This is a genomic window from Streptomyces sp. NPDC042259, from assembly GCF_055582085.1.
This window is the reverse complement of record NZ_JBVJDW010000011.1, coordinates 35,765-61,832: the sequence shown is the minus strand read 5'-3', so window position 1 is coordinate 61,832 and position 26,068 is coordinate 35,765. Positions and strand designations below refer to the sequence as shown.

Annotated in this window: 26 protein-coding genes and 1 pseudogene; 18 read left to right on the top strand and 9 right to left on the bottom strand. The window is 69.9% G+C overall.

The window, feature by feature from the left end:
• Window positions 1-18 precede the first annotated feature (18 nt).
• From ACZ6MA_RS26140 to ACZ6MA_RS26120, 5 genes and pseudogenes are all read left to right on the top strand, one after another.
• Window positions 19-204, top strand: a complete 186-nt coding sequence (locus ACZ6MA_RS26140; protein ID WP_469436422.1) for a hypothetical protein — start codon at window positions 19-21, stop codon at window positions 202-204.
• A 90-nt stretch (window positions 205-294) separates the two neighbouring features.
• Window positions 295-962: pseudogene (locus ACZ6MA_RS26135) on the top strand (GGDEF domain-containing protein).
• Window positions 959-1,177, top strand: coding sequence for a hypothetical protein (locus tag ACZ6MA_RS26130; protein WP_469436421.1), 219 nt, complete (start codon window positions 959-961; stop codon window positions 1,175-1,177). Before ACZ6MA_RS26135 ends, ACZ6MA_RS26130 begins: the two are co-directional and overlap by 4 nt.
• Window positions 1,178-1,283: 106 nt before the next feature.
• Complete coding sequence (locus tag ACZ6MA_RS26125) at window positions 1,284-1,583, top strand: hypothetical protein (protein ID WP_469436419.1); 300 nt, start codon at window positions 1,284-1,286, stop codon at window positions 1,581-1,583.
• A complete protein-coding gene (locus ACZ6MA_RS26120; RefSeq protein WP_469436418.1) occupies window positions 1,580-1,819 on the top strand; it encodes a hypothetical protein in 240 nt (79 codons plus the stop codon). The genes ACZ6MA_RS26125 and ACZ6MA_RS26120 overlap by 4 nt, the downstream gene beginning before the upstream one ends.
• A gap of 48 nt (window positions 1,820-1,867) precedes the next feature.
• Here ACZ6MA_RS26120 and ACZ6MA_RS26115 read toward each other — a convergent pair whose 3' ends face one another.
• Window positions 1,868-2,473 (bottom strand): TetR/AcrR family transcriptional regulator, encoded by a 606-nt coding sequence (locus ACZ6MA_RS26115; RefSeq protein ID WP_469436417.1) that lies wholly within the window; start codon window positions 2,471-2,473, stop codon window positions 1,868-1,870.
• Between the two features lie 230 nt (window positions 2,474-2,703).
• Here ACZ6MA_RS26115 and ACZ6MA_RS26110 point away from each other — a divergent pair, with 230 nt between their 5' ends.
• Window positions 2,704-3,372 carry a 2OG-Fe(II)-dependent halogenase WelO5 family protein gene (locus ACZ6MA_RS26110; RefSeq protein ID WP_469436415.1) on the top strand — a complete coding sequence of 223 codons (669 nt, stop codon included), beginning with the start codon at window positions 2,704-2,706 and terminating at the stop codon, window positions 3,370-3,372.
• Between the two features lie 15 nt (window positions 3,373-3,387).
• Window positions 3,388-4,335 (top strand): threonine/serine dehydratase, encoded by a 948-nt coding sequence (locus ACZ6MA_RS26105; protein WP_469436414.1) that lies wholly within the window; start codon window positions 3,388-3,390, stop codon window positions 4,333-4,335.
• Between the two features lie 796 nt (window positions 4,336-5,131).
• Here ACZ6MA_RS26105 and ACZ6MA_RS26100 read toward each other — a convergent pair.
• Window positions 5,132-6,382, bottom strand: a complete 1,251-nt coding sequence (locus ACZ6MA_RS26100; RefSeq protein WP_469436706.1) for an MFS transporter — start codon at window positions 6,380-6,382, stop codon at window positions 5,132-5,134.
• Window positions 6,383-6,498: 116 nt separating this feature from the next.
• On the opposite strand from ACZ6MA_RS26100, the gene ACZ6MA_RS26095 reads away from it, so the two are divergent.
• Window positions 6,499-7,029 (top strand): ArsR/SmtB family transcription factor, encoded by a 531-nt coding sequence (locus tag ACZ6MA_RS26095; protein ID WP_469436412.1) that lies wholly within the window; start codon window positions 6,499-6,501, stop codon window positions 7,027-7,029.
• Window positions 7,030-7,343: 314 nt separating this feature from the next.
• Here the strand turns inward: ACZ6MA_RS26095 and ACZ6MA_RS26090 are convergent, their stop codons facing one another.
• The 5 genes from ACZ6MA_RS26090 to ACZ6MA_RS26070 form a co-directional block, all read right to left on the bottom strand.
• Complete coding sequence (locus ACZ6MA_RS26090; protein ID WP_469436411.1) at window positions 7,344-7,874, bottom strand: SMI1/KNR4 family protein; 531 nt, start codon at window positions 7,872-7,874, stop codon at window positions 7,344-7,346.
• A 1,040-nt stretch (window positions 7,875-8,914) separates the two neighbouring features.
• A complete protein-coding gene (locus ACZ6MA_RS26085) occupies window positions 8,915-9,916 on the bottom strand; it encodes a hypothetical protein (protein WP_469436408.1) in 1,002 nt (333 codons plus the stop codon).
• Between the two features lie 503 nt (window positions 9,917-10,419).
• Window positions 10,420-10,896 (bottom strand): hypothetical protein, encoded by a 477-nt coding sequence (locus tag ACZ6MA_RS26080; protein WP_469436407.1) that lies wholly within the window; start codon window positions 10,894-10,896, stop codon window positions 10,420-10,422.
• A 362-nt stretch (window positions 10,897-11,258) separates the two neighbouring features.
• Complete coding sequence (locus tag ACZ6MA_RS26075) at window positions 11,259-12,326, bottom strand: hypothetical protein (protein ID WP_469436405.1); 1,068 nt, start codon at window positions 12,324-12,326, stop codon at window positions 11,259-11,261.
• Window positions 12,319-13,203, bottom strand: a complete 885-nt coding sequence (locus tag ACZ6MA_RS26070; RefSeq protein WP_469436403.1) for a ParA family protein — start codon at window positions 13,201-13,203, stop codon at window positions 12,319-12,321. The genes ACZ6MA_RS26075 and ACZ6MA_RS26070 overlap by 8 nt, the downstream gene beginning before the upstream one ends.
• A 1,948-nt stretch (window positions 13,204-15,151) precedes the next feature.
• Between ACZ6MA_RS26070 and ACZ6MA_RS26065 the strand changes: the two genes are divergently transcribed.
• Window positions 15,152-15,643: a hypothetical protein gene (locus tag ACZ6MA_RS26065; protein WP_469436401.1), complete on the top strand. Its 492-nt coding sequence runs from the start codon at window positions 15,152-15,154 to the stop codon at window positions 15,641-15,643.
• A 95-nt stretch (window positions 15,644-15,738) separates the two neighbouring features.
• Here the strand turns inward: ACZ6MA_RS26065 and ACZ6MA_RS26060 are convergent, their stop codons facing one another.
• Window positions 15,739-17,076, bottom strand: coding sequence for an XRE family transcriptional regulator (locus ACZ6MA_RS26060; protein WP_469436399.1), 1,338 nt, complete (start codon window positions 17,074-17,076; stop codon window positions 15,739-15,741).
• A 258-nt stretch (window positions 17,077-17,334) separates the two neighbouring features.
• On the opposite strand from ACZ6MA_RS26060, the gene ACZ6MA_RS26055 reads away from it, so the two are divergent.
• The 4 genes from ACZ6MA_RS26055 (at window position 17,335) to ACZ6MA_RS26040 (ending at window position 22,139) form a co-directional block, all read left to right on the top strand.
• Complete coding sequence (locus ACZ6MA_RS26055) at window positions 17,335-17,460, top strand: lasso RiPP family leader peptide-containing protein (protein WP_466790881.1); 126 nt, start codon at window positions 17,335-17,337, stop codon at window positions 17,458-17,460.
• Between the two features lie 98 nt (window positions 17,461-17,558).
• Window positions 17,559-19,418, top strand: a complete 1,860-nt coding sequence (locus ACZ6MA_RS26050; protein WP_469436398.1) for an asparagine synthase-related protein — start codon at window positions 17,559-17,561, stop codon at window positions 19,416-19,418.
• Window positions 19,409-20,119, top strand: a complete 711-nt coding sequence (locus ACZ6MA_RS26045; protein WP_469436396.1) for a lasso peptide biosynthesis B2 protein — start codon at window positions 19,409-19,411, stop codon at window positions 20,117-20,119. Before ACZ6MA_RS26050 ends, ACZ6MA_RS26045 begins: the two co-directional genes overlap by 10 nt.
• 67 nt (window positions 20,120-20,186) lie before the next feature.
• On the top strand, window positions 20,187-22,139 hold the full coding sequence (locus tag ACZ6MA_RS26040; RefSeq protein ID WP_469436394.1) for an ABC transporter ATP-binding protein: 1,953 nt from the start codon (window positions 20,187-20,189) through the stop codon (window positions 22,137-22,139).
• Between the two features lie 23 nt (window positions 22,140-22,162).
• Here the strand turns inward: ACZ6MA_RS26040 and ACZ6MA_RS26035 are convergent, their stop codons facing one another.
• Window positions 22,163-22,417, bottom strand: a complete 255-nt coding sequence (locus tag ACZ6MA_RS26035; RefSeq protein ID WP_469436393.1) for a hypothetical protein — start codon at window positions 22,415-22,417, stop codon at window positions 22,163-22,165.
• A 502-nt stretch (window positions 22,418-22,919) separates the two neighbouring features.
• On the opposite strand from ACZ6MA_RS26035, the gene ACZ6MA_RS26030 reads away from it, so the two are divergent.
• The 5 genes from ACZ6MA_RS26030 (at window position 22,920) to ACZ6MA_RS26010 (ending at window position 26,053) form a co-directional block, all read left to right on the top strand.
• Complete coding sequence (locus ACZ6MA_RS26030) at window positions 22,920-23,141, top strand: hypothetical protein (RefSeq protein WP_469436392.1); 222 nt, start codon at window positions 22,920-22,922, stop codon at window positions 23,139-23,141.
• Entirely contained in the window at window positions 23,138-24,046 is a 909-nt protein-coding gene (locus ACZ6MA_RS26025) for a sigma-70 family RNA polymerase sigma factor (RefSeq protein ID WP_469436390.1), read from the top strand. The genes ACZ6MA_RS26030 and ACZ6MA_RS26025 overlap by 4 nt, the downstream gene beginning before the upstream one ends.
• Complete coding sequence (locus ACZ6MA_RS26020; RefSeq protein WP_469436389.1) at window positions 24,043-24,864, top strand: hypothetical protein; 822 nt, start codon at window positions 24,043-24,045, stop codon at window positions 24,862-24,864. Before ACZ6MA_RS26025 ends, ACZ6MA_RS26020 begins: the two co-directional genes overlap by 4 nt.
• A 270-nt stretch (window positions 24,865-25,134) precedes the next feature.
• Window positions 25,135-25,359 (top strand): hypothetical protein, encoded by a 225-nt coding sequence (locus ACZ6MA_RS26015; protein ID WP_469436388.1) that lies wholly within the window; start codon window positions 25,135-25,137, stop codon window positions 25,357-25,359.
• A gap of 244 nt (window positions 25,360-25,603) precedes the next feature.
• Window positions 25,604-26,053: a hypothetical protein gene (locus ACZ6MA_RS26010; protein ID WP_469436386.1), complete on the top strand. Its 450-nt coding sequence runs from the start codon at window positions 25,604-25,606 to the stop codon at window positions 26,051-26,053.
• Window positions 26,054-26,068 lie beyond the last annotated feature (15 nt).

Sequence of the window (26,068 nt, the reverse complement as noted above, 5' to 3'; positions counted from 1 at the left end):
CCGTCCGGATCGCACACCGTGGCCTACGACCAGGTCGCCGCCGCGCAGCAGGCCGGCCTCAAGGTTCCTGGCAGGCGGCCGGACGGCTGGACGGCGCGCGCGTGCCGGCCCGGTTGGGAGCTGGACTGGAAAGCGGCGACCGCCGGCCGCTGGAACGACCCGTACAGCTGGACCCGCGCCGACGACGGCGACTTCGAGCTGTAGCTACGCCCCGGGACAGGCGACAAGGCGTCCAAACCAACCGCCTGCCCCGGGCCTATCCACCCCGTACGAGACGAGAGGGAGAACCCCAGTATGGACTCCGTCCTGCGCACACAGGCCCGGATCGGGCAGCGCACACTCCTCCTGACGACCGCGGCCGTGCCGTTGACCGGCTGGGCCGTCCACGCCATCGCCCTGCACAAGAAGATCGCCGCGACCCGCTGACCGGCCTGCTGCGCCGCGACGCCTACACCGCCCGCGCCCGGCAGGTCCTGCGCCGCCACCGCGACAGCGCCGTGGTGGTCCTGGTCGACGTCGACGACTCCAAGGCCGTGAACGACTCGCTGGGCCACGCGGCGGGCGACGCCGTTCTCGCGGCCTACGGTGCCCGGCTCACCGCCTGGGCGGGACCACGCACCGCGCTCGGCAGGCTCGGGGGCGACGAGTTCGCCGTCGTCCTGGACCTGCCCGCTGGTCGCCGCGAGGAGCGCCTCGCGCAGCTGATCCGCATGCTGCGCACCCCGGTCGTCCTGGACGACGGCCAGGTGCTGAACGTCGCCGCCTCGGTCGGCGCCGCGACTCCGGACGCGATCGGCTCCAGCAACCTGAGCGCGCTGCAGCGGGCAGCCGACGCCGCCCTGTACGACGGCAAGCACTCCGGCCACGTCGTTATCGCCACCGCCGCGCACACCACGGTGCCGTCCATCAACGGCCGCCGTGCCGGACGCCCCGGCACAGCGAACTGGGGGCGAGCCGCATGAGCCAGCCCGCCGTGCCCGAGGGCGACTGGATCTGCTGCATCAGCATCAGGCAGCCCTGGGCCGCCTGCATCCTGACCGGTGAGAAGACCGTAGAGAACAGGCCCCAGCCGTCCTGGCGACCAGGCTGGGTACTCCTGCACGCGGCCAAGCAGATCGACCGGGCCGCCCTGCGTCAGCCGCCGGTCGCCCGCATGATCCGCGGCCGCGACCCGTAGCTCCCGGCCCAGGGCACGCGACGCGGGCTCCACCCCCGGAACCTGGTACCACGGTGGCACCAGTCCGCTACCGTGGGCTGGCGAGCCGCCGACGCGTGGAGGACCCATGAACACCGGCCAGCCGTGGACCATCGACAGCATCGCCCACGCCCTGCCCCACCCCGAACTCCGGGCGACCTTCATGCGCGAGACGTCGTTCACCGACGTCCGTAACCTGCCCGGCATCCTCGAGCGCTGGGTCCGATTCGTCGAAGAATTCGAAGCCGGCCGGGACCGCATCGAACGCCTCCGGGAACTCGTCCACGAGAATGGCCAGCTCCCCGACACCTACACGGCTGGCCTCATCGACGTGAGTGAAGACGAGCTTCGCGCTGACGCCGACCAGGCTCGCCGGGGCGCCGCGTGACCTACCGGCTCCACATCGACCCGAGCCTCCACGACATCTACAAGAGCCTCCCCGACGCCGCGCGCTCCGACCTCGCCGTGTGCCTCCTCGACGCCCTCGCCGACCCGCGCGCCCACTCCACGCCCTACGGCGTCGACGACGGTACCTTCCGCACCATCGCCCACGGCCACACAGCCGGCGTCATCCTCGTCGGAGCCGACACCATCACCCTCGTACAGATCAACTACACAGGCTGAGCAGACACACACCGCGACCAGCCAGCCCCCGGCACCAGATGCTGACTCTTACGGCCGGACCGCGTCGATCAGCTGCCGGAGCGCGCTGTAGTACACCTCGTGATCAGTTACCACGGGCAAGACCTCCGGCAAGTGCCCAGCTAGCGCCGGGAACTCCTCCGGATCCAGGGCCGCGATTCCCGCCCGCGTCGCATTTGCTGCGGCCTTCGGATCGCGGTGGTTGACGAACGTCGCACACCCCAGCGTCAACAAGTACATGCGCCGGTACGCCAACGTCGCCTCCCGCGGCGTCATCCCGGCAGCAATGCTGTGGGCCAGGGACGGCTCGACGAGCCGGGCGAGGATCTGCTTGCCGAGCCACGGCCTTGAGCCCCGCAGCGCCACCAGCTCAGGATGGGCGATCAGCAGTTCATAGAAACGGCGAAACCTGACCTCAGTGGCCTCGGCCCAGTCGGTACCCGGCGGGATGTCGGGGAGCTCGCCGGCGAGCCGGTCGGCACAGAGGTCGAGGAGTCCGCCCAGGTCGCCGCAGCGGCGGTGGATCGTCATGTGCGACACCCCGAGCTGCTCTGCCAATGACCGGAAACTGAGGGCCTCTGGCCCGTGTTCGTCGACGAGTGCGATGGCCGCGTCAGCGATCCGCTCGGGTGTCACGGGCTCGGGGGGATTTCCTTGTCTCGACATGTGTTACACCGTAACGTACAGCGTATCCGCACGGTATGCACCACTCCCAACCAAGGAGAAGACATGCCCAGCGCCACAACCACCCTGGACCCCCTCTTCACCACCGCAGACGCCCCGGCATTCACCGACCGGCACATCGCCCACCTCGCCGCCGGCACCCTCGCAGCAGTCCGGATCCCCACGTTCCTCGACAACGCTTCGTGCGCCGCCACGTTGGCAGCGGCCGGGCGGCTGCCCACCGCCGACTACGACCCCGCCCGCGTGCCGACCCCGATCGTCCGGTTCGGCCCCGCCCTCAACGACTACCGCGACCAGGGCGGCGGGCTCGACTCCGGACGGTACTGGCGCAACGCCGAGGCCGCCCGCGCCGCCTGGCAGCGGGCCGGGATGCGCCCGGACCCGATCACCGTCTCCTCGCCCGCCTCGGCACCGCCTGGGGCGCCGCCGTCACCCCCGCCACCATCGCCGGACGCCCGGTCTTCGGCGGCACCCTGCGCGAGATCAACGCCGGGGCCCTGGTCCACTACGACGACATCAACCGCGAGGCCCCCGGCGGTCTGTTCGACCAGGAGGTGCTGGCCCAGCTCGCTTTCAACCTCTGGGTGTCAGTGCCGGAGGCCGGCGGGGCGACCACGGTGTGGCGCCACCGCTGGGAGCCCGCCGACGACCAGCACCGCCAGGCGTATGGCTACCGGCCCGAGGCGGTCGAGCACTGCCAGCGCGTCACCCTCACGCCCGAGCTCGGCGACGCCCTGCTCTTCAACCCCGCCAACTTCCACGCCGTCCAGCCCAACCCCGGCGGCCGACGAATAGCCTTCGCTTTCTTCCTCGGCCTGACCACCACCGGCCAGCTCATCACCTGGTCCTGACCCGAAGGAACCCCTGTGGCCCTCACCTACGGTGACATCAAGCAAGCCGCCGACCGCATCACCGGACATGTGCGCCCCGTCGTCGTCGCCCCCGCCGATGCCGGCGCCATCCCCACCGCCCACGTATGGCTAGCCCTCGAGCAGATGCAGCACACGGGCAGCTTCAAAGCCCGCGGCGCGCAGAATTTCATCCAGGCCCACCGCGACGCCGGCACCCTGCCCGACACCGGGGTGACCATCGCCTCCGGCGGCAACGCCGGGCTGGCGTGCGCCTGGGCCGCCCAGCAGCAGGGCGTGCGCGCCACGGTCTTCCTCCCCACCACCGCCCCAGCGGTGAAGGTCTCCAAGCTCCAGGGCTACGGGGCCGATGTGCGCCTGACCGGCACCGAGTACGCCGAGGCGCTCACCGCGTGCCAGGACTTCGCCGCCACCACAGGGGCGCTCTCCTCCCACGCCTACGACCACCCCCTCATCGCGGCCGGTGCCGGCACCCTCCTCGACGAGATCCACCAACAGCTCCCCGGCCTCGACACCGTGGTCGTCGCCGTCGGCGGCGGAGGACTCTTCGCCGGCATCGCCACCGCCGCCCAGCACCACGGCGTCCACGTCGTAGCTGTCGAACCGGAAAACTGCTGCGCCCTCGACGCCGCCCTCCAAGCCGGTCACCCCGTCGACGTCGCCGTCGAGTCCGTCGCCGCAGACTCCCTCGGCGCCCGACGCATCTCCCGAACCGCTCTCGAAGCTGCTCAGCGCGGCGACGTCACCTCCATCCTCGTACCTGACGCAGCCATCACCAGCGCCCGCCAAGCACTCTGGGACCATCGCCGCCTCGCTGTCGAACACGCGGCAGGCACCGCCCTCGCAGCGCTCACCACCAGCGCCTATACACCAGCGAGCGGCGAAACCATCGCCGTCGTCCTCTGCGGCGCCAACACGAACCCCAGCGACCTCATCGCCGCATAGAACACCACCGCAACCCAAAACCGACGGCACCCCCACCGGACCGTGGGGGCGTTCGTCGTCAACGGCCGCAGCCCGGCAGCCCCGGCCGGTAGGCCGGGCGCGGCGCTCCGTTTGTGCCGCCCCCTTTCCCTACCGAGCAGGAGGCTCCTCCGTACCCGATCCGGCTGATCTCATTCGACCTGCCCACCGGACTGGACGGCCAGCCTGTCCCGCCCGCCCCGACCGGGTCGAGGATGTCCGCGAGCGGCTCCGCGCCCCGGCCGCTGCCCGCCATCCTCGACCTCGACGGCCTCGGCCCCCGCGTCCAGGACGTCGTCCTGGCGGCGCCCGGCGTCCGCGAGTGGCTCATCACCCTTCGCCGATTACGCCGGTCTTCCCGCCGGGCCCCAGCCGCGTCGCCATCGGATGCGCAGGCGGTCTCTAGCCACAAGAAATCGTTGTTGGGATGTCAGTTACTTTGCGTGCCTGCATTTTCACTTGTTGATGATCGATGGACTTGAGGCAGAAGCCGGTCCGTTGGCGCGGTGGCAGGTGCATTGGTGTGACCCACGGCGGGAGGTGTCGTGGTACGCGGCCGATCCAGTGCTGGCGGGCCTGCCGACGCTGGCGGAGTGGGCGCACGCGCACGGTACGCAGGTGGGACAGCCGGTGCTGTTGCGGGCCGATGGTTGGTCAGTGCCTGAGGTCAACGGGTTCTTCGCTTCGGGTCGGGGGGCGTGTATTCGTGGAGAGCCACTACCTGTGGGGAAGGGAGGAGCGTGTGGGTCTCCTCGGTCCTCGGGTCGTCCTGCATCGTTCATCCCTTCTTCGCGGCGTCGGCTTCGTGCGGCTGGTGATTCGCGTTCGGCCCGGCGGGTGGTATAGCGCGGGAACGGCCGGTGATCGCGAGCAGCATCGCCGTCGTCAGGCCGAGCACAGAGGCTGCGAGGAGTTGAACCCGGTAGTCCAGGGTGGCCACCAGTGCTGTGCCCGCGAGGATGGCGAGCCCGGTCGGTGCGAATACCAGCGTGTTCGCGGTGGCCGCCACTCGGCCGAGTAGTTCGTCCGGTGTCTCCTTCTGGACCGTGGTCAGGGCGCTGATGAGTGGCCAGGGCAGGCCCAGACCGATGAGCAGGCTGCCGGCCACCACCACGGGGAGGAAGCCGGTGATCCGGGCCAGTGCCCCGAGGGCGAAGAGCGTGAGGCCGAGTACTGACAGGAGGCGGGCCGGGACGCGGCGCATGAGCGCCCCGGTCGCCAGACCGCCGATGACCGACCCGAGCCCTTGGACCGAGCTGAGAACACCGGCGATCGCCGCGGGCTGCCGCAGCCCGGTATCGAGGAGCGCGTAGGTCGCCGTGCTGCTGAGGCTTGATGCCGCCATGGCACAACCGCCTGCGACGACCAGGGCTCGCAGCGTCCTGTGCCGCCACAGGTAGCGGACGCCCTCCGCGGTCTCGGCCGTCCAGTTCCGCCGTGGCCGACGCGCGGGCGCGGCTTCACGTACGCGGATCAGGCTGAAGGCGGCCGCGCCCAGCAGGAAGGACAGCGCGTTCAGCAGGGCGACGGTCGGGCCGCCCAGAACAGTGAACAGGCCAGCGCCGATCAGAGGGCCGAGCAGGCTGGTGCTCTCGATCGCGGCCCGGGACAGGCCGTTGAAGTCCCCGCGTATGTCGCCCGGTATTGCGGAGGCGATCAACGCGGTCTCGGCGGCGTCCATGAGCACGGTTCCCGTGCCCACCATGGTCAGCACGGCGAAGAGCAGCCAGACATCCTCCGGAGCGCGCACGGCGATGGGTGCCGTCATGACAGCGGCCAGCACCAGGCTCGTGGCGGTCAGGAGCGTGCGGCGGCGTATCCGGTCGGCCACGTTGCCGAGGAACGGTCCCGCAAGGGCCGGTGCCCATGCGCAGAAACCCACCAGGGCGGCCAGGCTGGCGGAACCGGTGAGCTCCTTCACCCAGACCCCGGAGGCCAGAAGCATGGCCGAGTCCCCGAAGCCGGAGACGATCACCCCCATCAGGTAGACACGGGCGTTGCGGTCCCGCAGCACCGTGAACAGTCCCATGGCCACGCTCGGCCCCCTTGATGATCTCGCTCGCTCCACAGGTTTCGGCACCCTACCCCCAACAGAGTGGTTGGGGGTAGGGTGCCGTGGTGGCGGCATGCGCTTTACTGACTGGCGTGACCGACGCAGACCCCGCCCTGAGGGCCCTCGCCCATCCCGTGCGGCTGCGGATGCTCACGCTCATGTGGCCCGGGCCGATGTCCGCCGCCGAACTCGCTCGTGAGCTGGACATCTCGCACGCCCTGGCCAGCCGTCACCTACGGCGCCTGGATGCCGCCGGTCTGGTGGAACTGGCCGAGGAACGCACCCGCCGCGGAGGCCGGGAGCGCCGCTACCGAACCGTCCACGGCTCCCCGCTGTCTGACCGCAGCGATGGGGCCCGGATGCTGGCAGCGACCCTGGCGCACACCCTTCAAGAGCGCGCCGCACGCCGGGCTCCAGACGGCAAGGGGGTGACTGTCGACGCGGAACTGTGGGTGGCGCCGGAGGTATGGGAAGCGGCCAGGCAGCGGCTCGCCGATGTCGCGGCCGAACTCCACGACGCCGCGCAACCGCCACGTGCGCCCGGAACGATACCCGTAGGCGTGAGCCTGATGACCTTTCCTTTGCAAGAGACCCCGCACGCCGACGCTGACCGGGAACCGTGAGGAGCACCGCCCTCCACTTGATCTGACAGCACACCGACTCTGCCCCGCCCTACACAGTCAGCGGAGTGATCAGCGGCTACCGCTGAATTCCGCCCTGATACTCCCCGAGGGCCTACGCGGTCCGCTGGAGCAACAGCTCGCAATTGGGCGAGAGAACAGGCGGTCGCCATAGGGCCAGCGGGCTTACAGATCCTTGCCCGAGCATTCCGCGGACAAGGCCGTGACGTCGAAGTCGAGCACCTCTACGTCCACCTCCCCCGCGGACTGAAGACGGCCACCTCGTGATCGATTCCTTGACCTGGAAGAGGCCATGGTTAACAAATTGGTACGGGGTCCCCAGGAGAGTCGTCACCATAGGTGCTGCCCGCAGTGAGGCCCTCGACGAACGAGCGGAAATCACCAGCCAGGACGAGTTCCGTGTCGAGGTCCGTCTCGAACCATGTGACCGAGGGCTCGCCATCCCGCCCGCAGGTGCGGTAGTCGAGCCCAATCCAGCAGTGCCCGTCGCCGGAGAGCAGCACAAGGGGTGCCGGCAGACCCCACTCCTCAACCAAGTACGGAGTGTCGAGCAACGAGGTCATCCCATTGCGGTGCCCGATGCCCATCAGGTCGTCGAAGGGAACGTGGTCTTCGCTCCACGAGGTCGGCCGGCTGGTGGGGAACGCGTCGTGATCAGTCGTCACGACGCCACCGTTCTGAACCCGCAGAAGATCAAGCAGGGCCGACGGCAGCGTCACACCGAGCACACGTTCGGCTTCTCGCACCATCTCTTCCGTCAGCGGCTGCTGGACGCCGTAATCGCCCTCATCCCAGAACGTTGCCATGACCTCATCAAATTGCGCCATGGTCCGCAGCCTACGGTTCAGCCACGCTGACCCCAGCCACAAGATCATTTCTTAGTCCGGGAAAGAGCGAGCGGACTCACAGAACTCCTGACCCGCGAACTCCAGGACCGCGGCCGCGAGGTCGAAGTCGGGCACCTACGTGTTCATCTGCCGCGCGTACTCAAGACACCCGCCGGTACGCCCCACCCGCCCCGAGCAGGAGACCGCCCGATGATCCGTCGTATGTTCCGCCGCTGTGGCACCACGCCCGATGCCGCCCCCTCCCTCGAGGGCCAAGCCGTCGTCGACGGGTTCCGCGCGATGCTTGCCGCCGTGCGTTCCCCGGAGCCCCCACGTTCCAGTCGCAGGCGGCGCACCAGACAGCGAACCGGATGTCCCTGCGGATCTCCTCACCACATTCCGGGCACGGCTGCGTCGCTCCTTCTGCGGCAGTACGCATGAAGGTTTCCTCTCCCCCTGCGGCCCCTCCCCCAGGGCCGCCTGAACATGACGAAGAGATCTGATCACGCGACTGTGTCCGGGTAAAGCAACGCTCATCCCGCCCGTGGTCCGTCAGCCGTAAAGGTTTCTCAGCCCCCCACCGCGGCGGCGCGTTCAACGCCTACCGCTACACCCGCAAGGGCTGGCTTCTCTGCGAGACCGCTTAGATCCTCGGAGTCGAAATCCGGCCGACGCGATGCTCACGCACTTCGCGGGCCTGCACTTTCCCCGACGGCGTCAGCACGGGCACCGGCTCACTTCGGTGTCCGCGTCAAGGCCCAGCGCACCGACGGAGCCACCTGCCCCCCCTCCTAGCCTCAGTCCGCACTTCAAGACTTGGCTCGCCTCCGGGCAACGTCGACCGTCTCAACAGAGAGGTGGAGTCCTGGGCGACCACCGCCGGCCCCGGGTTAGGTCGCCGCGAGAGCACGCCGTTCGATGCAGCGACTAGGAGCGCTACAGCGACCTGTACGAGGCCGACGTCACCGCCCTCCTGGCGGTGACGTCGCGGGAGTGAGCGCGTGACTGCCAGAGCCCTGCAGAACCAAAGGGGGAAGGCGTCATGACAAGCCTTGTTTGAAGGTGGACGAGGCTGTGAGCCGGATGGCCCGGGCGCACAAGGTGGTCCCGTAGAGGTCGAGTGCATCGTCCGGGTCGTCCGTGTAGTGATCGGCTACCTGGTGGAAGTCGTGCCAGCCTCTGGCGCGGGCTGCCCGGCGGTCATCGTCTGTCCGCACAGCGGACGAGGCCAGGGACTGGAGGACGGATGCGTGGTGCCGGCGTTGCTCGCACATCGCCTGCCAGTGAGGGTTGCTGTGAGGATCGGTGAGCAGTCCGTCGGGGCGCTGGGAGCGCTGCTCACTAAGTTGGGCTCGGATGTAGGCGGCGGGGCGGGTAGGGCGCCAGGTGAGGTACCAGGAGTGAAGCTCCGTGGCGATCTGTTCAGCGTTGAGCCCTTGGTCAATCAGGGGGCGCAGGGCATAGGCGAGTCTCCGGAGGGGCTCAGTTTGGGTCCAGGTGACGCGGGGGCGGACTTGGCGGGCGATCCAGATATCCCGGGCGACCTGGGTGGCGGTGCGGTGTGTAGTCCCTGAGGGTTTTGTGTGCTTGGTGGGGGTGGAGGGTTGGGAGCGGCTCGCGCGCTTGCGCGAGGTGTTGTTAAAACCACTCTCTACCTTCACTCTCCTGTCTTCCTTAACCACGGTCAGGGAAGGGGTCCACGAGGGGGTGGAGGACTTGTCGCTTTGTGGAAGGGGTGAGGGTGTGAGCTGCTGGCGGTGGTCGATGACCACGCGTGCCTGGTAGCCGGTGCCGATGCGGCGGCGGCTCATGGCGCGGTCGTATGCGGCTGGGATGACTGCGGCGTAAACCGTGGCTGTGCCGGCGTACCCGGGTAGCCCCAGCAGCCGGCGGATGTTGGTTTTGGATCCACGGGAGACCCATGCCAGGAGTCCCATCTCGCGCAGGATCTTTGCGTGTTTGGTGATGGTGCTGCGGGCCATGCCGGTGCGGGTGATGGTGCGGTCGATGGCGTAGCGGACGTGGCCGGTGTCGTAGTCCATGCGTGCCGCAAGGTCTTGGGCGAGGGCGAGTGTGGTGTGGGTGGCCTGGGGGTGGGGGCTCGTGGTGAGGGTCCACTCGACGGCGCGGAGCCAGCCCCGGGGTCCGCTGCGGCGGGATGCGGTGTGCTGGATGGTCTGAGCCTGGACAGTAACCGGGGTGAAATGAGGGCTAGTTGAGGAGCCTGTGGTGGGAGTCGCGGGCTTGGTGATGGTGCGCTGGGTGGGGGAGCCGGTTCGGGATTGAGGCATCACAGAACCAGCCCTCGTGGTGGCATCGATGGCCGGCTCCTGGGACGAGGGGCGCATTTTGGGTAAAACAAAACTCGGCTCGGCGGCTCAGAAGAGGCAGCGGTCGAGTTCTGGGGGTGTTCAGTTAGGAGTGGTGGGGTGTGTCACCTCTGGCTGTTGTGCGGCACGTGATCCCGTGAGACTGGAAAGGTGGTGGCGAGCGGCCGGCGCCGGAGCGGAGTCCCATCGGGGCTCCGGTGTTGGTGCGTCAGGGTTCAGGCCGCAGGCTTGGAGGACGGCGAAGTCCGGCGTCGGCGCGTGCCCAGAGCCGCTATGGCCTCGGGCAGCTCGGCGACCCAGAGGCCGACAGGGATCCTGAAGGCGACGCGCCCGTTGAGGTGGTCGAGGTCGAAGGCGGCGCGCTGGCCGGGGCTGGTCACCAGGTGGACGGAATCCTCAAGGACCCACAACGCGGTTTCTGACGTGGTGTTGGGGTCGGATACGGCTTCCCGGGCAGCTTCGACGGCGCTGGACTGCCAGAGCTCGAGGTCCTGGCGCGCGCTGCGGGGGCGTCGGTTGCCGGGCCACACGATCTGGGAGACGAAGGCGTAGACGCGCAGGGCGACGACGGCGTCCTCGAAGTGGGGGGCGTGGAGTACGCCCTGGTCGCGGGCTTTCCATGCCCACGATTCGCTCAGTCCGGCCGCTGTTGCGACGGCGCTGGTGCTGAGCTGAATGCTGGTCTCGGCCATCGAGTTGCTCCGCAGTCATGTGTGTTGATCGTGCTGCACACGCTACCGCATAAGGCCTTGGAATTTCTTGTGTCACTAGACCTGCCGTGTGTCGCCATGGCCGATGAGTCACCCGGTAGTGCCGAGTTTGAGCGGCTTTCAGTCTCCTGACTGCGCCAGAGGTGGCGAATCAGGTCTAGTGACACGGGCGCAGAGAGGCAGAGAGGGTGAGAACTCGATCGGCGGACGACTAGGCATAGAGCAAGATGCATCGTCAGTTAGGGGAATGCACAGCAAGGGATAGGAATACATGCAGATATGCCTGTAGCCAACGCAACAGCGTCGGCTACAGGCATCGGTATATTCAAGGGCTGGGTCGCAGCTCAGGCCTGGGGAGCTCCTCCGGCCGGGCTCCGGCGTTCCGGTCGGCGCAGCTCTCCCTCAGCATTGAGTGCGTGCAGCAGACGCTCAAGCGCAGCGGAGACCACGTACAGCCCCCGCCGACCGTAGTCCGCCTCCTGCAACTCCTGATGCAGGGAGGACATCAGGGCGTGCGCCTGCCGGCCAACACGGTAGGTCGACTGCTTGCCCTTCTCGACATACGCCATCCGGTCGTCGAGGAACTGCTGGGCCCACACGATCTGTTCGTCGACGCTCGTCGGGGCATGCCGCAGCGCCGCATCCAGATAGTGGCCGAATGCCAATCCGCCGTTGCCCGAGGAGCGGCGGTCCCGGGCAATGCGCGCCTTCAGCGCTGCCAGGATCTCGGGCTCGATACGGAAACCGTGCTGCTCCCACTCCTCCGAGCGAATCTTCGCCTGGGCGAAGCTTTCGTGGACCGCATTGTGTGCCCATGGGCCACGCGGGCTCTTTGAGCGGCGCCGGGGAGACGTGGCGGGAGCCAAGGCCGGGCTCGCCGGCTCGCCTTGGGCCGGCGTCTCAGGCGGGGCCTCGGTGATGACGGGCGCCGGATCGGCAACGGGTGCTGGAGCCAGGGCAGTTGCGGGTGCTGGCACGGGTGCGGAAGTGGGTTCCGACGGCGCCTGTGACGACAGACCGGTGCCCGGGCTGGCTGCCTCGACAGCGATCGGGAGGGCATTACTGCCCTGCTGGGCCTCCGAAACACCCCCCTGCGCCGGTTCCACTCGCAGGCCGCCGGTGGTTTCCTGCGGGGCCGGGGCCTCTGCCGGAGAGGCTTCCGGCATCTCTGTCTCATCCCGGCTCTGGGGCGGGACAGGGGCAGCAGGCTCAGCGGCCACCGGGGCACTGGGCTTAATGGACTCGGGCGCGGGCGTGCCTCCGCCGCCGAGGAAGGAACGCTCGGCAACCTCGTCCGCACCGGCGAGGAGGTTCTGCAGCAGCGCCGCCGACTGCCCCTTGCCTCTGGCCGCCGACTGAAATGCTGAGGCGGACTTCTTCTTGCCCTTGCCGCCGGAGGACGAATTACTCATCGGAGGCCCCCGTGGCGATCAGCTCGGGGGTTTCCCACTTCTCGACCGGCTGGTCGATGCGCGTGAGAACCTCTCCCATCAGCCGGGCATACTGCTTGCCCGGGGCGTGGTTCGCGAAGCGGAGAACAGCCGGCTCCCCATAGGCATAGGAACCAGAGATCCGGTCATCCTTGCGGATATCCGTCACAAACGGGTACAGACCGGCTTCGATAACGCCGTTACGGATGTTGATCTCCTGGGCCTTCATCGTCGAGGGAGCGCTCGAACGGTTGAGGACCGCACCCAGGTACTGCGGATCGCACTCGCCACCAGTCCGATCCTTTACATACCCGACCGTCCCCCGGATGGCCACCGCTCCCTTGAGAGTGGAGTACTCCGGGTAGCAGACCGTCAGAACGTGGTCCGCGGCCGCTAGGGCAGTAGCCGCGAGCGAGGAGACCGCTGGCGGAGTGTCGATGACGACGAAATCGAAGAGGTCCTCGATTTCGAGCAGCATGCGGCGGAGAACCGGCGTGGCCTGGTACCCCTTCTTGTGAATGAGGTCCTGGGCCGCGGACATGGTCGACTCCTCTCCCGCCAGGAGATGGAGGGAGCCCCCGCTGTCCCAGTCCTCCAGCAGCTCTCCGCGGTCGAACATGATGGTGGGCAGCTCTATCCGCATGTTCTGCATGCGCGCCTGCAGAGCCCAGCCCAGCGAACGAGCCAGCTGGTCCTCGCCGGAGAGGTTCACGCCGAGGGCCGTCCCGGCCTGAGCCTGGGGGTCGAGATCGACCACGAGCACCCGGTTGCCGGCGAGCGCGAGGCCTGCTCCCAGGTTCACGGTCGTGCTGGTCTTGCCGACGCCCCCCTTCTGATTCGCGACCGCGAGGACCTTCATCGCCCTGTTCCGCCTCTCCTGCTACATCGTCAGTGTCATGCCTGCTGCCTGGAGCCCCTTGTCACCAGGGCCTTGAGGATTCGCGCTACCTGCGAGAGCGAAGGAAATGCCGGATTCGGCGGCCTTTCCTGCGTCCACTGTGTCGCTCGTGGCCCGTTTCGCTCTAGTGACACGGGATCTTCGCGCATGACGATAACAGGACTGCCGACCGCTGATGTAGCCCGACGCGCGGAAGGACCTGGATGAGAGGGGCGTCAGGGTGGCCAGGGTGCCGGACGGTGACGGGGGGTCCGGCAGTGCCAGAGCGGAGCAGCAGAACGGGCGGGCAGGCGCCTCGTGACGTCGCCCGATGGCATGAGGCAGGGAGCGTCCCGTGATGCGTCAGTTCGTAGCCTGCATAACGCGATCCCCAGCAACGTGGCGCGATGGATGGGCACCCTGATGCGGGGCAACGTGAGCCGGTATGAGGAGCACGGGCAAGGGCGGCAGCCTGGCTGCTCGGCACCTGATGGGCCAGTGAGGAAGCTCCGCTGCATGTCCGATGGAAGACCAGCGGGTCGGCTCGCTGGGTAGCCCGTCGGTAAGGCGGCGCGGTATCGGACTCGTCCGCTTGCGCGAGGGCTACGTCGTCAGGAAGGCCTGTAGGGGAATACGGAAGGTGTCCGTCAGTCCACTCGCCAGCGCGTGCATGAGGCAGGTCGTTCAAGACCGGGCAGAGCAGCACCGGAGCGTGCAATGTGGCGAGGGCGTCGGGTCGGTGAAGCGTCCGCTAGGCGAGAAGCTGACGAGCTCGTCAGCTGGGCGGTCAGTGACGTGAGCAGTCGTACATGTCGTTGATCCGTCCGAACGATGGTGGGTCAGTAAGGGCGGTCGGTAGTCCGCAAGAAAATTAGGTGGGCAGGTAGCTGAGCATGTGCGCAAGCAGGCACCTAGGCAGGTGGATCGATGCCTCAGGAACTCGCTCGTATGCAAGGCAGATGCATGCACAAGTGGCGATGCAGCGCGCATGTCCGTCAGTCACCTGGGCCGGTAGCTCGCTGGCGGGTCTGCCAGGTCACCAGGTGATTCGTTCGCCTGTCAGGCGACCACGCGGGTCGAGTGTGGGATCGTTAGCTAGTTAGCTAGTTAGCTAGCAACAGAGCACTACTTATAGGTACTGAATAGAAGATGGGCCTAGATGTAGCAAACGGTTTATTCATGGATGTGCTCATAGGCATGCTCAACGATGCAATAATCGATCTACGTAAGAGTACCCGTCTCGATATATCTATCCCTACATGTATGCGCATATCTATCGGTATATTTGCAGGTCAGAGACGTGAGAGGTGCTGTTCCGCCTCTCTGTGGTGGCGATGCGGACGCGTCCTCGCACTCCCTGCTTTGCTGCGCTAGCGCCCCGCCTGGGAATCAGAGACTGACCTCCTGGGGGTCTACCGCGGCACCATCGTGAAGGTTCTGGTTACAGAGCATCCGAAGTGCGGGTACCGCTGGCACTTTGACGCCCAGATGCCGCGACGGGTCCGCTCCCACACCGGCCGAGTCCCCACCCCGCCTGCGGCACCTTGAGGGAACCGAAGCGCCCATTGCCTTCAAGCGAGGCGACATGATGCCGACGAAGCCCGGCTCTCTCAAGGCCCTGGTGGGTGCCGCCGTCCCGGTGGCTGCCACGGCGACCGGCCAACGTGCCGTTCTCGGAACCACGGTCGTGACCGCCGACGGCAACTCCGTTCACCTGCCGGTTGCCGCCGTCCGGCACCACCGGCACCCGCAGCTCGCGATAGGTACGCAGGGTAGGGAGCCAGCGGCGCGAACACCTCGTCCTCGGTCATGGAGATCACGGCCCGGGTGAGGCTGCGGGTGATCTCAGCGGTCGTGGGGGCGGGGTAGCCGTTCACCCGGTTCGCTCGTACGCGCCGCCGAGGCCGCCGCGGGGACCGGTGTCCCGCTGGTGGCGCGGTCGCTGACGTCGGCCCGGCTGGCGTGGACGAGCGCGCTGGCCGGGGACGACCGTACGGCGCTGTGGGCGATGGGCGAGGCGATGCAGCAGATCACCGACGCCGACCCGCGCGAGGCCGGCGACCAGCGGTGGCTGTACTGGGTCGACATCCCGGAGCAGGAGGTCATGCAGGCCCGGGTCGCCACCCAGCTCCACCGCCCGCTGCGCGCCGTCCCGTTGCTGCGCGGCGTGCTGGCCGGCAACGACCCGGCCCACGTCCGCGAGTTCGCTTTGTACACCTCCTGGCTGGTCACGGCGCTCGTGGACGCGAACGAGATGGAGGAGGCGGCCTCGCAGGCGCACCGCATGTTCGCCATGGCGGCCTCGGTGCCGTCTACGCGCGCGGCCGAGCGCGGCGACGTGGTGCTGGCCGCCTTGCGGCGTCACCGCGGCGTGCCGGAGGTCGCTGAGGTACTGGCCATGTGGGACGCCCCGTCCGCGTAGTCCTCACCGGTTTTGGCAGACGGCTTGGCACACGCCCTGGCACTGCCCCCGCCTGCGGCCGATGTCAGTGCACTTAGTACCAAGCCCACGCGTTGCTAGGCGGCCAGCGTGGTCTTCACGCGTTCGCGGAGGTCCCGGACGGCGGGGATGGTGGTGTGGGTGCGCATGCTGGTGGCGAGGTCGCGCAGCGGGCCGGCGGCCCGGTGGGAGCTGATCTCCTCGGTGAGATCGAGGGCGCGGTGGGCGGTGGCGCAGGCTCGCTCTGGGTCAGCTTGTCGCCACTGGGCGTCGGCCTGGCGGGCGAGGAACAGGGCCTGGGTGCGGATGCGGTCGTCGGGGAAGAGGTCGGCGGTCTGGCTGAAGAGCTGTTCGGCGCGGGCTGGTTCGCCGAGGTCAAGGTGGGTGGATGCCTGGGCGCCGAGGAGTTCGGCCTGGTCGAACCAGGTGACCCATTCGGGGTCGTCGCCGTGGTGCCGGTCGGCGGCGGACAGGAGGCTGGCGGCGCGGTCGAGGTCGGCGAAGGCGGCGGTGTTCTTCTGGTGGGCGCGGGCCCGGGCGCGGCGGGAGAGGAGCATCGCTTCGACCCGGTGGGTGCTGCGGCCGCGGGAGGCGGACAGGGCGGCGGCGGTCATTTCCTCCGCGTCGGCGGCCCGGTTGCTGTTGTAGGCGGCGATGGCCCAGAACGCCAGGACGTGGCTGCCGAGCGTGGGGTCGGCGGAGGCGTGGGCGGCGCGCAGGGCGGCCTGGAAGACGGCGTCGGCGCAGGTGTCCTCGACGTCGAACAGTGCCCAGGCGTGCATGCGGGCGAGGTCGGCGGCCGCGCCGTGCAGGCGCGCGCCGTGGGCGTCGGTGTATGTGCGGTCTTTGAGGAGGGTGGTGACCATCCGCAGGCTGGAGGAGGTTTCGTTCAGCAGCTGGCCGCCGCCGTCGATGTCGTCGGCGTGCCGCAGCTGCCGGACGCGGTTCTCGATGTGGGCGACGGCGGTCTCGCCCAGGCGGTTGCCCTGGGTGATCTGGCCGGCCGCTGCGGGGTCGGCGGTCAGCCACGCCCACAGAGAGGCCGTCAGGGCTACTCCGGTGAGCTGGGTAAATTGCCGTCGTTGCATTTCGATGGTCTCCCTCCCTGACACCTCTTCAAGTGCCTGGATGGTGCCGGGTGCGTCCCAGCTGTGGTGGGTGGGCTGCTGGAGCGGGTCCAGGGACAGCCAGCGGGGCCAGGGGTGCTGGACGACTGCGCTCGCGGGGATGCCGAGCAGTTCGGCGATGAGGTACTGGGTCGGCAGGTCGGGCGTGCGGCCACGTTGCCACCGGTAGACGCCGTCCTTGCCGGTGCCCACCGCGACGTGCCGTTTTTCCCCCAGGTCGCAGATGCGGTGGGCGAATTCGGGCGGCAGCCAGCCGCGTGCGCGTAATGCCCGTGTCAGCAGATGCATCCTGGTTTCGCCCTTCGCTCGCCGAGCCGGGGCCGAACATATCGACGGTAGCCCTGGACCGGGCCTGTACGGAATGGCGGCGGAGGGTGCGCTTGGGGTGCTCGTAGCCGCACCCGGCCGCACCCGGCCCGCGGCTTCCTCCTGCTGCCGGGGGCCGGGATGGTGATGGTGCGCAGCCCGCCGCCGGGGCCTCGCCGGCCGGAGATGCCGGGGTGGCCGGGCGGCGGTCCATCCGAGACAACGACGTCTGGAGACGCCATGGAGTTCATCAAGCAGGCCGAGGAATACATCGCGCCGACGCTGACCGTGCTGGGCACCGTCGCCGAGGTGACCCTCGGCACGGCGGGCAACGACGAGCCGGACGACACCCAGTACTGGAAGTGACCCCGGCCCTCGCGTGTGAGTGAGTGAACCCGGCGCCCGGGAGCTGGCTTCGAGCCCTCCCGGGCGCTGTCGCGTCTACGAGCAGAAACGAGGTGGTGATGGTGCGGTTGATCGCCGGACGGCACGGCCCCGGGGGAGTCCCGGGTGCTGGTGTGCGACTGCGCGGCGGGCGGGAGATCACTGGCCTGGCCGGGACACGGATATGGACGGTCGGCTACGAGAGTGGGGAAGTGCGCTCGGCGTGCTCCCCGGAGGGCGCGGGCCTGGTGGCGGCGGGTTGCTGCCTGGCGACGGAGCAGGAGCTCGACGACGCCCTGGCCGCGCTGGAGCGGGGGGATGCCGCGGGCGCGACGCGGCTGCCCGGCTCGTACCTGGCGGTGGCCCGCACCCGAGGCGGCGTGCGGGTGGCGGGGGACCGGGCCGGGGTGATGACCGTGTACTGGCTGCCGATCGAGGACCAGGTGCTGTGGGCCACGGCAGCCGTGCCCCTGGCGGCAGTGACACAGGCCCGGGCGGACCTGCCGCTGCTGATGGGCTCCTTCATGCTGACCGGGGTGGACGTCCTCGCCGGCCACAGCCTCTTCCACGGCGTGCGCCGGGTGCCGCCGGGCCACGTTCTCGTCCTGCCCGACCGCGGCCCCGCCCGCACTGCCCCCGCCCGCGAGAACTCACCGGCCCTCTCGCCCGAGGAAGGGGCGCAACGGCTGCGGACAGCAGTACGAACAGCAGTTGCGCGCCGCGCGCGGGCGGCCGGCCAGATGTCGGCGGACCTGTCCGGCGGCATCGACAGCAGCAGCGTCACGTGCCTGGCGGCCGCGGAACGCCCGCTGCTCGCCGTCACCTACACCGATGTGCACCTGGCCGGCGACGATGATCTCCGCTACGCCCGCCGCCTCGCCGACACGGTCCCCGTGATCACACACCAAGTGGTCAACGGCCAGGGCACCGGCGGTCACTTCGCCGGCCTGGAGGACGCGGCGGCGCTGCCCCGTACGGACACGCCGTCGTTCACACTCGGCCTGCTCGCCATCAAGGACGCCCAGTTCGCGCCCGTCATCGCCCACGACAGCACCGCACACCTGACCGGACGGGGCGGCGACGACGTCCTGGACGCCGTCCGCAGCCACCCCGTGGACCTCTGCCTCGCCGGGCGCCGGATCGAGGCGCTGCGCAGGGCGGCCGGCTACGCCCGGGCCCGGCGCAGCAGTGTGCACCGGATGTGGGGCGAGCTGCTGCGCACCGCGGCCACCGGCTACCCCCAGGCCCTCGCCACCCTGGCAGCCTCCCTCGCCCGGCCCCCGGCGGCAGTGCGGCCGTACGGGGCGGCGCCGTGGGAGGCGATGCGCTGGTGCTCGACCAGCGGGTCGGAGCCCTGGCTGACCCGGGGCGGCCGGCGGGCGCTGTCCGTCCTGGTCGAGACCCGCGCCGCCCAGGCCGACCCGGACGTCTCGCCCGCGCGGCTGCACGAGCGTCTGGGCCTGGAGCTGATGGCCGACGGCCACGCCACCTTCGACACCATCTCCCGCACCCGCTGGGGCATCCCGCTGCACGCCCCGTTCCTCGACACCGCGGTCGTCGACGCGGCTCTGGCGATCGAACCGGGGGAGCGCGTACGGCCCGGCGTCTACAAGGCGCTCGCCCGCACCGTCTTCGACGGCCTGGTCCCCGACTTCCTCCTGCACCGGCCCACGAAGACCACGTTCGCCTCCAGCGTCTACGCCGGGCTGCGCCGTAACGCCCCCGCCCTGCGGGGCATCATCGGCGGATCGGCGCTCGCCCGCGCGGGCCTGCTCGACGCCCGCCGGGTGCTGGAGGACCTCGAGCGCGCCGTCCAGGGCGTGCCCGCTCCGCTGGCCGGCCTGCACGCCCTGGTGGTCACCGAGCTGTGGCTCGCCACGCTCGACACCGCCCAGCACACCTGGTGGGAGCGCGACGAGGAGGACGTCCCATGCCCGTGAGCCACCGCGTCTACACCGCCATCACGCCGGCCGGAGCCGCCTTCCTCGACATCCGGTGCACGCGCGGCCGGTGGGTGTTCCTCAACCCCACCGGGGCCGCCCTGTGGCAGGTCCTCGCCGCCGGCGTCCCCGCGGAGACCGCCATCAAGGAGCTCACCGCGCACTGGGCCGCGCGCGGTGCCGACCCCGGGCAGGTCCGAGCCGACCTCACCCTGCTCACCCAGTCCTTCGCCGCCGCCCGCCTCGACCCGGCCACCAGCGCACTCCCGACTCTCCCGGCACCGGGCACCATCCGCTTCACCACGGCGGGCTGGCCGCCGAAGACAGCGGACCGCCTGGCCGGCATCACCGGCCTCGCCACCGCGCTCGTCCTGCTGCGCTGCCTCCCCGTCCGGACGGTCATCGCCCTGGCCCGCGTTGTCGTCCGCCTGCCGTTCCCGCCAGCGGCACCGCAGGAGGCCGACGCGGTCTTCGCCGCCGTGCACCGCGCCGCCCGCGCCTGGCCCGGCCGCGCCGCATGCTTCGAGGAGAGCCTGGGGGCATTCCTCGCGGCCCTGCTGCGCCGCCGCCGGGTCCACTGGGTCCTCGGTGCTCGGTTCGCGCCTGCCGCCGCCCACGCCTGGATCGAGACGGCGGAGGCCGTCATCGGGCAGCACGAAGCCGACCGCGCCTGGCCGTACATACCAGCCCTACGTGTGTAGGTCCGCACAGATATTCGCCACCCTTCGCCACCGCATCCACTCGTTCGGGTGAGTCGTTGCGCCGGGCGTGACGACCTCAACCGACCACCAGGACCCCGCTCCCGCCCCGGCGCGGCCCCGGCGCACTCTGCTGCCGTGGCCGCGCCGCCGCAATCCCATGACCGAGCCGCTGCCGCAGTACACCGTCAGCGCCGAACGCCACGACCACGCGCTCGACGACTCCTTCCTGACCATCGCCCGACGCTTGCCCGCCCTCTCCGGCACCGCCCTACGCCTGGCCTGGGCCGCCGACCGGCGGGCCTTCTTACTGACCGCCGTACTGCAGGTGGTCTCCGGGGTCCTCACCGCGACCGGGCTGCACGCCACCGCCGGCGTCCTGACACCGCTGCTCGCCGATGGAGCCACTGCCGACCGGCTGCGCGCGGCCGTCCCCTCGCTGATCCTGATTGGCGCCGCGGCCAGTGCCCGCTCGGTCATCAGCGCGCTCACCGTCGCCACCACCGCCCGCATCGGCCCCAAGGTCGACGGCATCGCCGAGCGCCGCTATCTGGAAGCTGCCACCCGCGTCCCTCTCGCCGCCTATGACGACCCCGCCTGGTGCGACCACTCCGAGGCCGCCAGCCGCGCCGCCAAAGACGCCCACCTCATGGTCGACAACCTCACCACCACCCTCACCACCCTCATGGGACTCCTCGCAGCCGCCGGCGTCCTCTCCCTCCTCCACCCCCTACTACTCCCGCTGCTCCTGCTCGCCGTCCTCCCCCGCGGCTGGGCCGCCGTCCGCACCGCCCGCACCGCCTACCTCGCCGACCGCCACGTCCTTGCCGACCGGCGCCTGCGCCACACCTGGATGTTCCACACCTCCGGCCGCCCCACCGCCCTCGAAGTCCGCGCCGGGACCATGCGTACCTGGCTCCTCGAGCGGTTCACGACGGTCACCACCCGCCTCGAAGAGCATGCCGCGCAGGTCGGCAGCACCAGCGCCCGCTACCTGATCACGGGCGACGCCCTCGCCGGGACCTGCACCGTCGGCGTCTACGCCACCCTGATCTGGCTGACTTCCACCGGCCGCATCCCGCTCGCCGCGGCCGGCACCGCCGTCATCGCCGTCCAGACCAGCCAGCGCCTGCTCACCCAGCTCGTCACCGGCGTCAACGGCGCCTACAAAACCGGCCTCTACCTCGGCGACTGGGCCGACTTCCTCACCGACGCCGACGCCCGCACCCCCACCCCGCTCACGCGCGCCCCCCTCCCACGCCATCTTGAGGTCATCGAAGCGCACGACGTGTCCTTCACCTACCCCGGTGCCACCCGCCCCGCCCTGCACAACGTCAGCATCCGCGTCCGGCGCGGTGAAGTCCTGGCGGTCGTCGGCGCGAACGGCAGCGGCAAGTCCACCCTGGCCAAGCTCCTCGCCGGCCTGTACGCCCCTACCACCGGCACGGTCACCTGGGACGGGGTCAGCCTCGCCGACGCTGACCCCGAACAGGCGTGGAGCCAGCTGGCAATGCTCCCGCAGGACTTCGCCCGCTGGCCCGTCACCGCCCGCGAGAACATCACCCTCGGCCGCCCCGGCGACGACGACACCGTGCTGGCCGCCGCCCGCGCCGCCGGCGCCGACACCGTCCTCAAAGCCCTGCCTGACGGGCTGGACACCAACCTCGCCCCGTCCTGGTGGGGCGGCCGCGACCTCTCCGGCGGCCAGTGGCAACGCATCGCCGGCGCCCGCGCCTTCTACCGCCAGGACGCCGAACTCCTCATCTGCGACGAGCCGACCGCCGCCCTCGACCCCCGCGGCGAGGAAGCCGTCTATGACCGCATCCGGACCCTGAGCGAAGGCCGCAGCGTCGTCCTGATCACCCACCGCCTCGGCTCCACCCGCAACGCCGACCGCATCATCGTCCTCGACGACGGACACCTCATCGAGGAGGGCACCCACGAGACTTTGATGGAGCTGGACGGCGAATACGCGGCCATGTACCGAACCCAGGCCAGGACATACAGCGACCCCGTCACCTGACGCGGCTGTTCCTGACGAATCGCCTACCGGTCGCCGAGCAGGCGGCGCAGCATGCCGCGTAGTCCGCGCGGGCGTTGTTCGGGGAGCGGAGCGGGCGGTGCGATAGGCGGGTACGGCGGCATCGGCGAGCGCGCCCGCTGGACGGGGATGCCCAGCCGTTCGCAGGCCCGCAGGAACGTGTCGGAGATGAACGCCTTCTCGCCGTCGATGACCACGGTGTCCGGCACGATCACCGGCTTCGAGGCGGCCTGGTCCATCCGCGCGTCGATGTCGAGCAACTGTCAGGGGGCATCCGCGGGGCCGCCTCCGAAACCCTGTCGACAGCCCGGCCGCTGGGGGGTGTCAGTGCCCTGCGCTACGGTCGTCTCCCCTGTTAGGGGTGCACCGTTCCCGCCTGGCCTCTACCTCAGGCCGGGCGGGAACGGTCTGGCACGCGCCCCTTTCGTTCTCGGCACGGGGGCGTGCCTCTTCCGGATGGAAGAGCGACACCAAGGTGTCCTGTCTCCATATGACGGGCTCGCCGATGGGATTGCAAGGAAAATCGGGAACTTCACCCGCGACGGGCCACCGGCGTGCCCTACGTGCACCGGAACGCTCAATTACGGCTGCCCGCTGACCGCCCGTGAGACCTAATGTTCCGTGATTTTGTGATCACGTGGCGTAGTGCGTGATGTGCGGTCCATGCTGATGGCCCCTCAACCGCGGTTCGGCACCCGCTGGTTGAACGGGGTCCTGTTGGCGTGGTCTCCGGATGGCTGCGGCATGACACAAAGGAGTGTGATGGACACCAGGAAGATAGCGCTGTTGTTGGCGCTGGCCGGGATGGTGTTCGCCTGGAGCATGGCGATGGCGGCGATGGGCCACGTGGCGCTGATCGCCTCGCTGGCTCCCGTCCTGGGCCTGACCGTGACCCAGGTCCTGCGCGGGTTCCGCTCGCGCCCCGCGCCAGCCTCCGGGCGCCGCGGGGCGGCGGTGCCCGGCAAGGAGGACGGCGCCCTGTGACGACGTCGTTCAACGTGCCGGGACCGGCCTCCGAGCCGGCCCCGGCACGTCCCGGCCGCAAGCTCGGACCCATCGCAGCGACGGTCAGCAGCTCCCATCGAGCCTGGCTGGACCCGACCCGCGACCACTACCTCGGCAGCGGCCGCACCCTCAGCGACCTCAGCCTCCGCGTCCCGCTGGCCAAGTCCAAGCTCTCCGAGCTGCTGCGCGGCGTGGGCCACTACCCGCGCTGGGAGGTCATCCACCGCCTGGCCACCGAGCTGAACATCCCCGGCTGGCCCCTGTACCGGCTGTGGAAACAGGCGGCCCTGGACACCGGCAAGAGCCGGGACTGGGTCGACCGCTCCACTGAGGGGACCACCGCCGTGGCGACCGCCCGGTCCGGACCGCCCCTGGAACACGACGCCTTGCGCTCGATGGTCGAAGAGGACTACCGCCGCTACGCCGAAGCCTTCCTCCAGGGCGAACCCCGCGACGCGGCGGTGGAAGACACCTTTGCCATCCTGTGGCTGTCCTTCGACGACGCCCTCGCCAGCCCGGACGTCCGCCGCTACGCCTGGAGCATCCTGCGCGCCACCGTCAAGGCCAAGGCCGACTACCGGGACCAGCGGCCCATACTGGGCGACGCTGCCTTCGACACTGTCGCCCTGCACACGCATACCTCAGTGGAGGGCCAGGCGGCGCAGCTGGCGGAGAGCCTGGAACTGTTCACCGCGATCAGCAGGCTGCCCGACGCTCAACTCGACGTCATCGTGCTGCGGCGCATGTGCGGCCTCACCCCCGAGAAGGTCTCCGACCTCCTCGGCATCCCGCTGGCCGCCGTACGGTCCGCCGAACGCCACGCCGAACGCTTCCTGGACGACACCATCGAGCTGCCGCCCCAGACCGGAGGACCCACACCATGACCACGCTCGAAGACATCTTGTCCAGGGCACTGCTCGCCCGCGACCGCACCGTGCCCCGCGACACCGTCCCCTCTCGCGAAGCCGGCCCGGGCGCCCGACCGGCCGTCACGCCAGGCTGGGCACCGAACGCGTCGGCAGCCGCAGCAGAGGACCTGCGCGCGCTGTGCGAAACCCTGGTCACTCACACCCCCGCCACCGCGGTCGCTCGCTTCATCACCGAACAGGTGCCCGCGCCTCGCAGCGCGCTGGTCCTGGCCTGCGTCCTGCAGCTGACTGCCACCGACGACGGCGCCCGGTTCTGGTGGCAGTACGCCGCCGGCGCCGGCCAGCCCGCCGCCGCATACTGCCTCTACCTCCACCACCTCTCCCTCGGTGAGACCCACACCGCCCGCTGGTGGCACACCCAGACCGACGACGCACACGCCTCGGCCGAGCCCGTGCGCACCACCTTCCACCGAGACGACAAACCAGTCATCCTCCACCACGACGACAAGGCTCCGACCACCACGATCCTGCGCGTCCTGCGTCACCTCGCCAAAAACACCACCCGCCCCCGCTCCGCCGTGGTCACCGAGTTGATGGACTACATGCCCACCGCCGTTGCAGTCGGCTACCTCCGCGAACCTGAAAGCGAGCTGCCCCTGCCCGGCCCCGACTTCGCCCGCAAGGTCCGTGCCCTGCTGAACACGGCGGCCGACCGGCCCGAGGGGCCCAGCGACCTCCCAGCCCGCCCGCACGCTCGCCCAGAGTTCCGGCGGGACGCATCTCGCCCCGCAATGCAGGTCCACCGCCAGGTCGACGAGGCCGCGACCCACTGAAAGATCTGCTGCGCTGCGCCCCCGGATCCCATCCGGGGGCGCAGCCCGGTTGGGATCCGGGGACTGGGCATGCCGTGCAGGTCAGTGGGGGATCTTTCGGGCAGGTGCATGTGGCACGTGAATCTCGCGTGGCTGGCCCGCAGAAGCTCGGTCGTGCAGCGGCGCCATGTTCGCGCAGCCCCGCCGCCGACGCCCCGGCAACCCCCGCCACCGCGGTCAGGGGGGGTAAGCCGGAGGCGGCACACTGCCGGTGTCCGTCACAGTGGAGTGGTGAATGAGAACCGCCCCATTGAGATCACTGAAGAGATGCGCCAGGCCATGGACAGCGCCCGGCGGCAGGGACTCCAGACAGACCTGCGCACACTGGCCGCCCGTATCCGAGCCGACGCCGAAGGCCGGTACGGCAGCGAGCCCCCTGGCTGGCAGGCCGGCGTCGAGTGGACCCTGCTCTACATCGAGAACCTCGCCAGTGGCCTGACGGAGGGCAGGTCGTAGCGGCGCCGTGTCCGGTGATGGCCAGCCGGTGCCGTCACCCGGGCAGCGGTGCCGGCGGGCATCGCGGCGGCGGCCTTCCTGAGCCGCTCGTGCACGGCGGGGAAGACACCCTGGGCCCACGCCTCTTGCTCGCGGACCCGCTTGCTGCCCTCCTCCCTGTTCGACGTCCTCCAGGCAGGCGAGGTCCTGCTCGGCTGCGCGTACAGCGAGCGCCGCATCATGCCTGCTGATCACGTTCGTGCTGGTGACGTGCGCGGCGCTCGGCGGTCTCTGCGTCGGCCTGCTCCTCGGCGGCAGGACGGCGGCCCTGGTTGCCGCGGGTGCGGCCGGCCTGGGTGCGGGGACCGGTTCGTTCCTCGCCCGCCGCCGGATCGCCGCCCTCTTCCCGCCCGACCCCGATGCCGTCCGGGCCGACGGCTATGCGGAGGGGATCGCCGACGCGGTCCTGGTGAGCATCGCGACGTACCAGGCCGCGGTCTTCCCCCTGACCCCGGACGGCGTGAGCGAAACGGAACGGCAGGCCCGCCGCACCGTGGCCTACCGTGCCGCCGCCTACGACGGCCTCCCCCTCGCGGTAAGGGTCTCGGCGGCCGAAGCCCTGGAAGCCGTCGACCAGGGCCTGAACCCCGAACACGCCCAGGCCGCGATGCGAGCCCTGGCCCTCACGGTCTACGACCACCGCGCCGAGCGCTGACCCTTCCACGCCGCC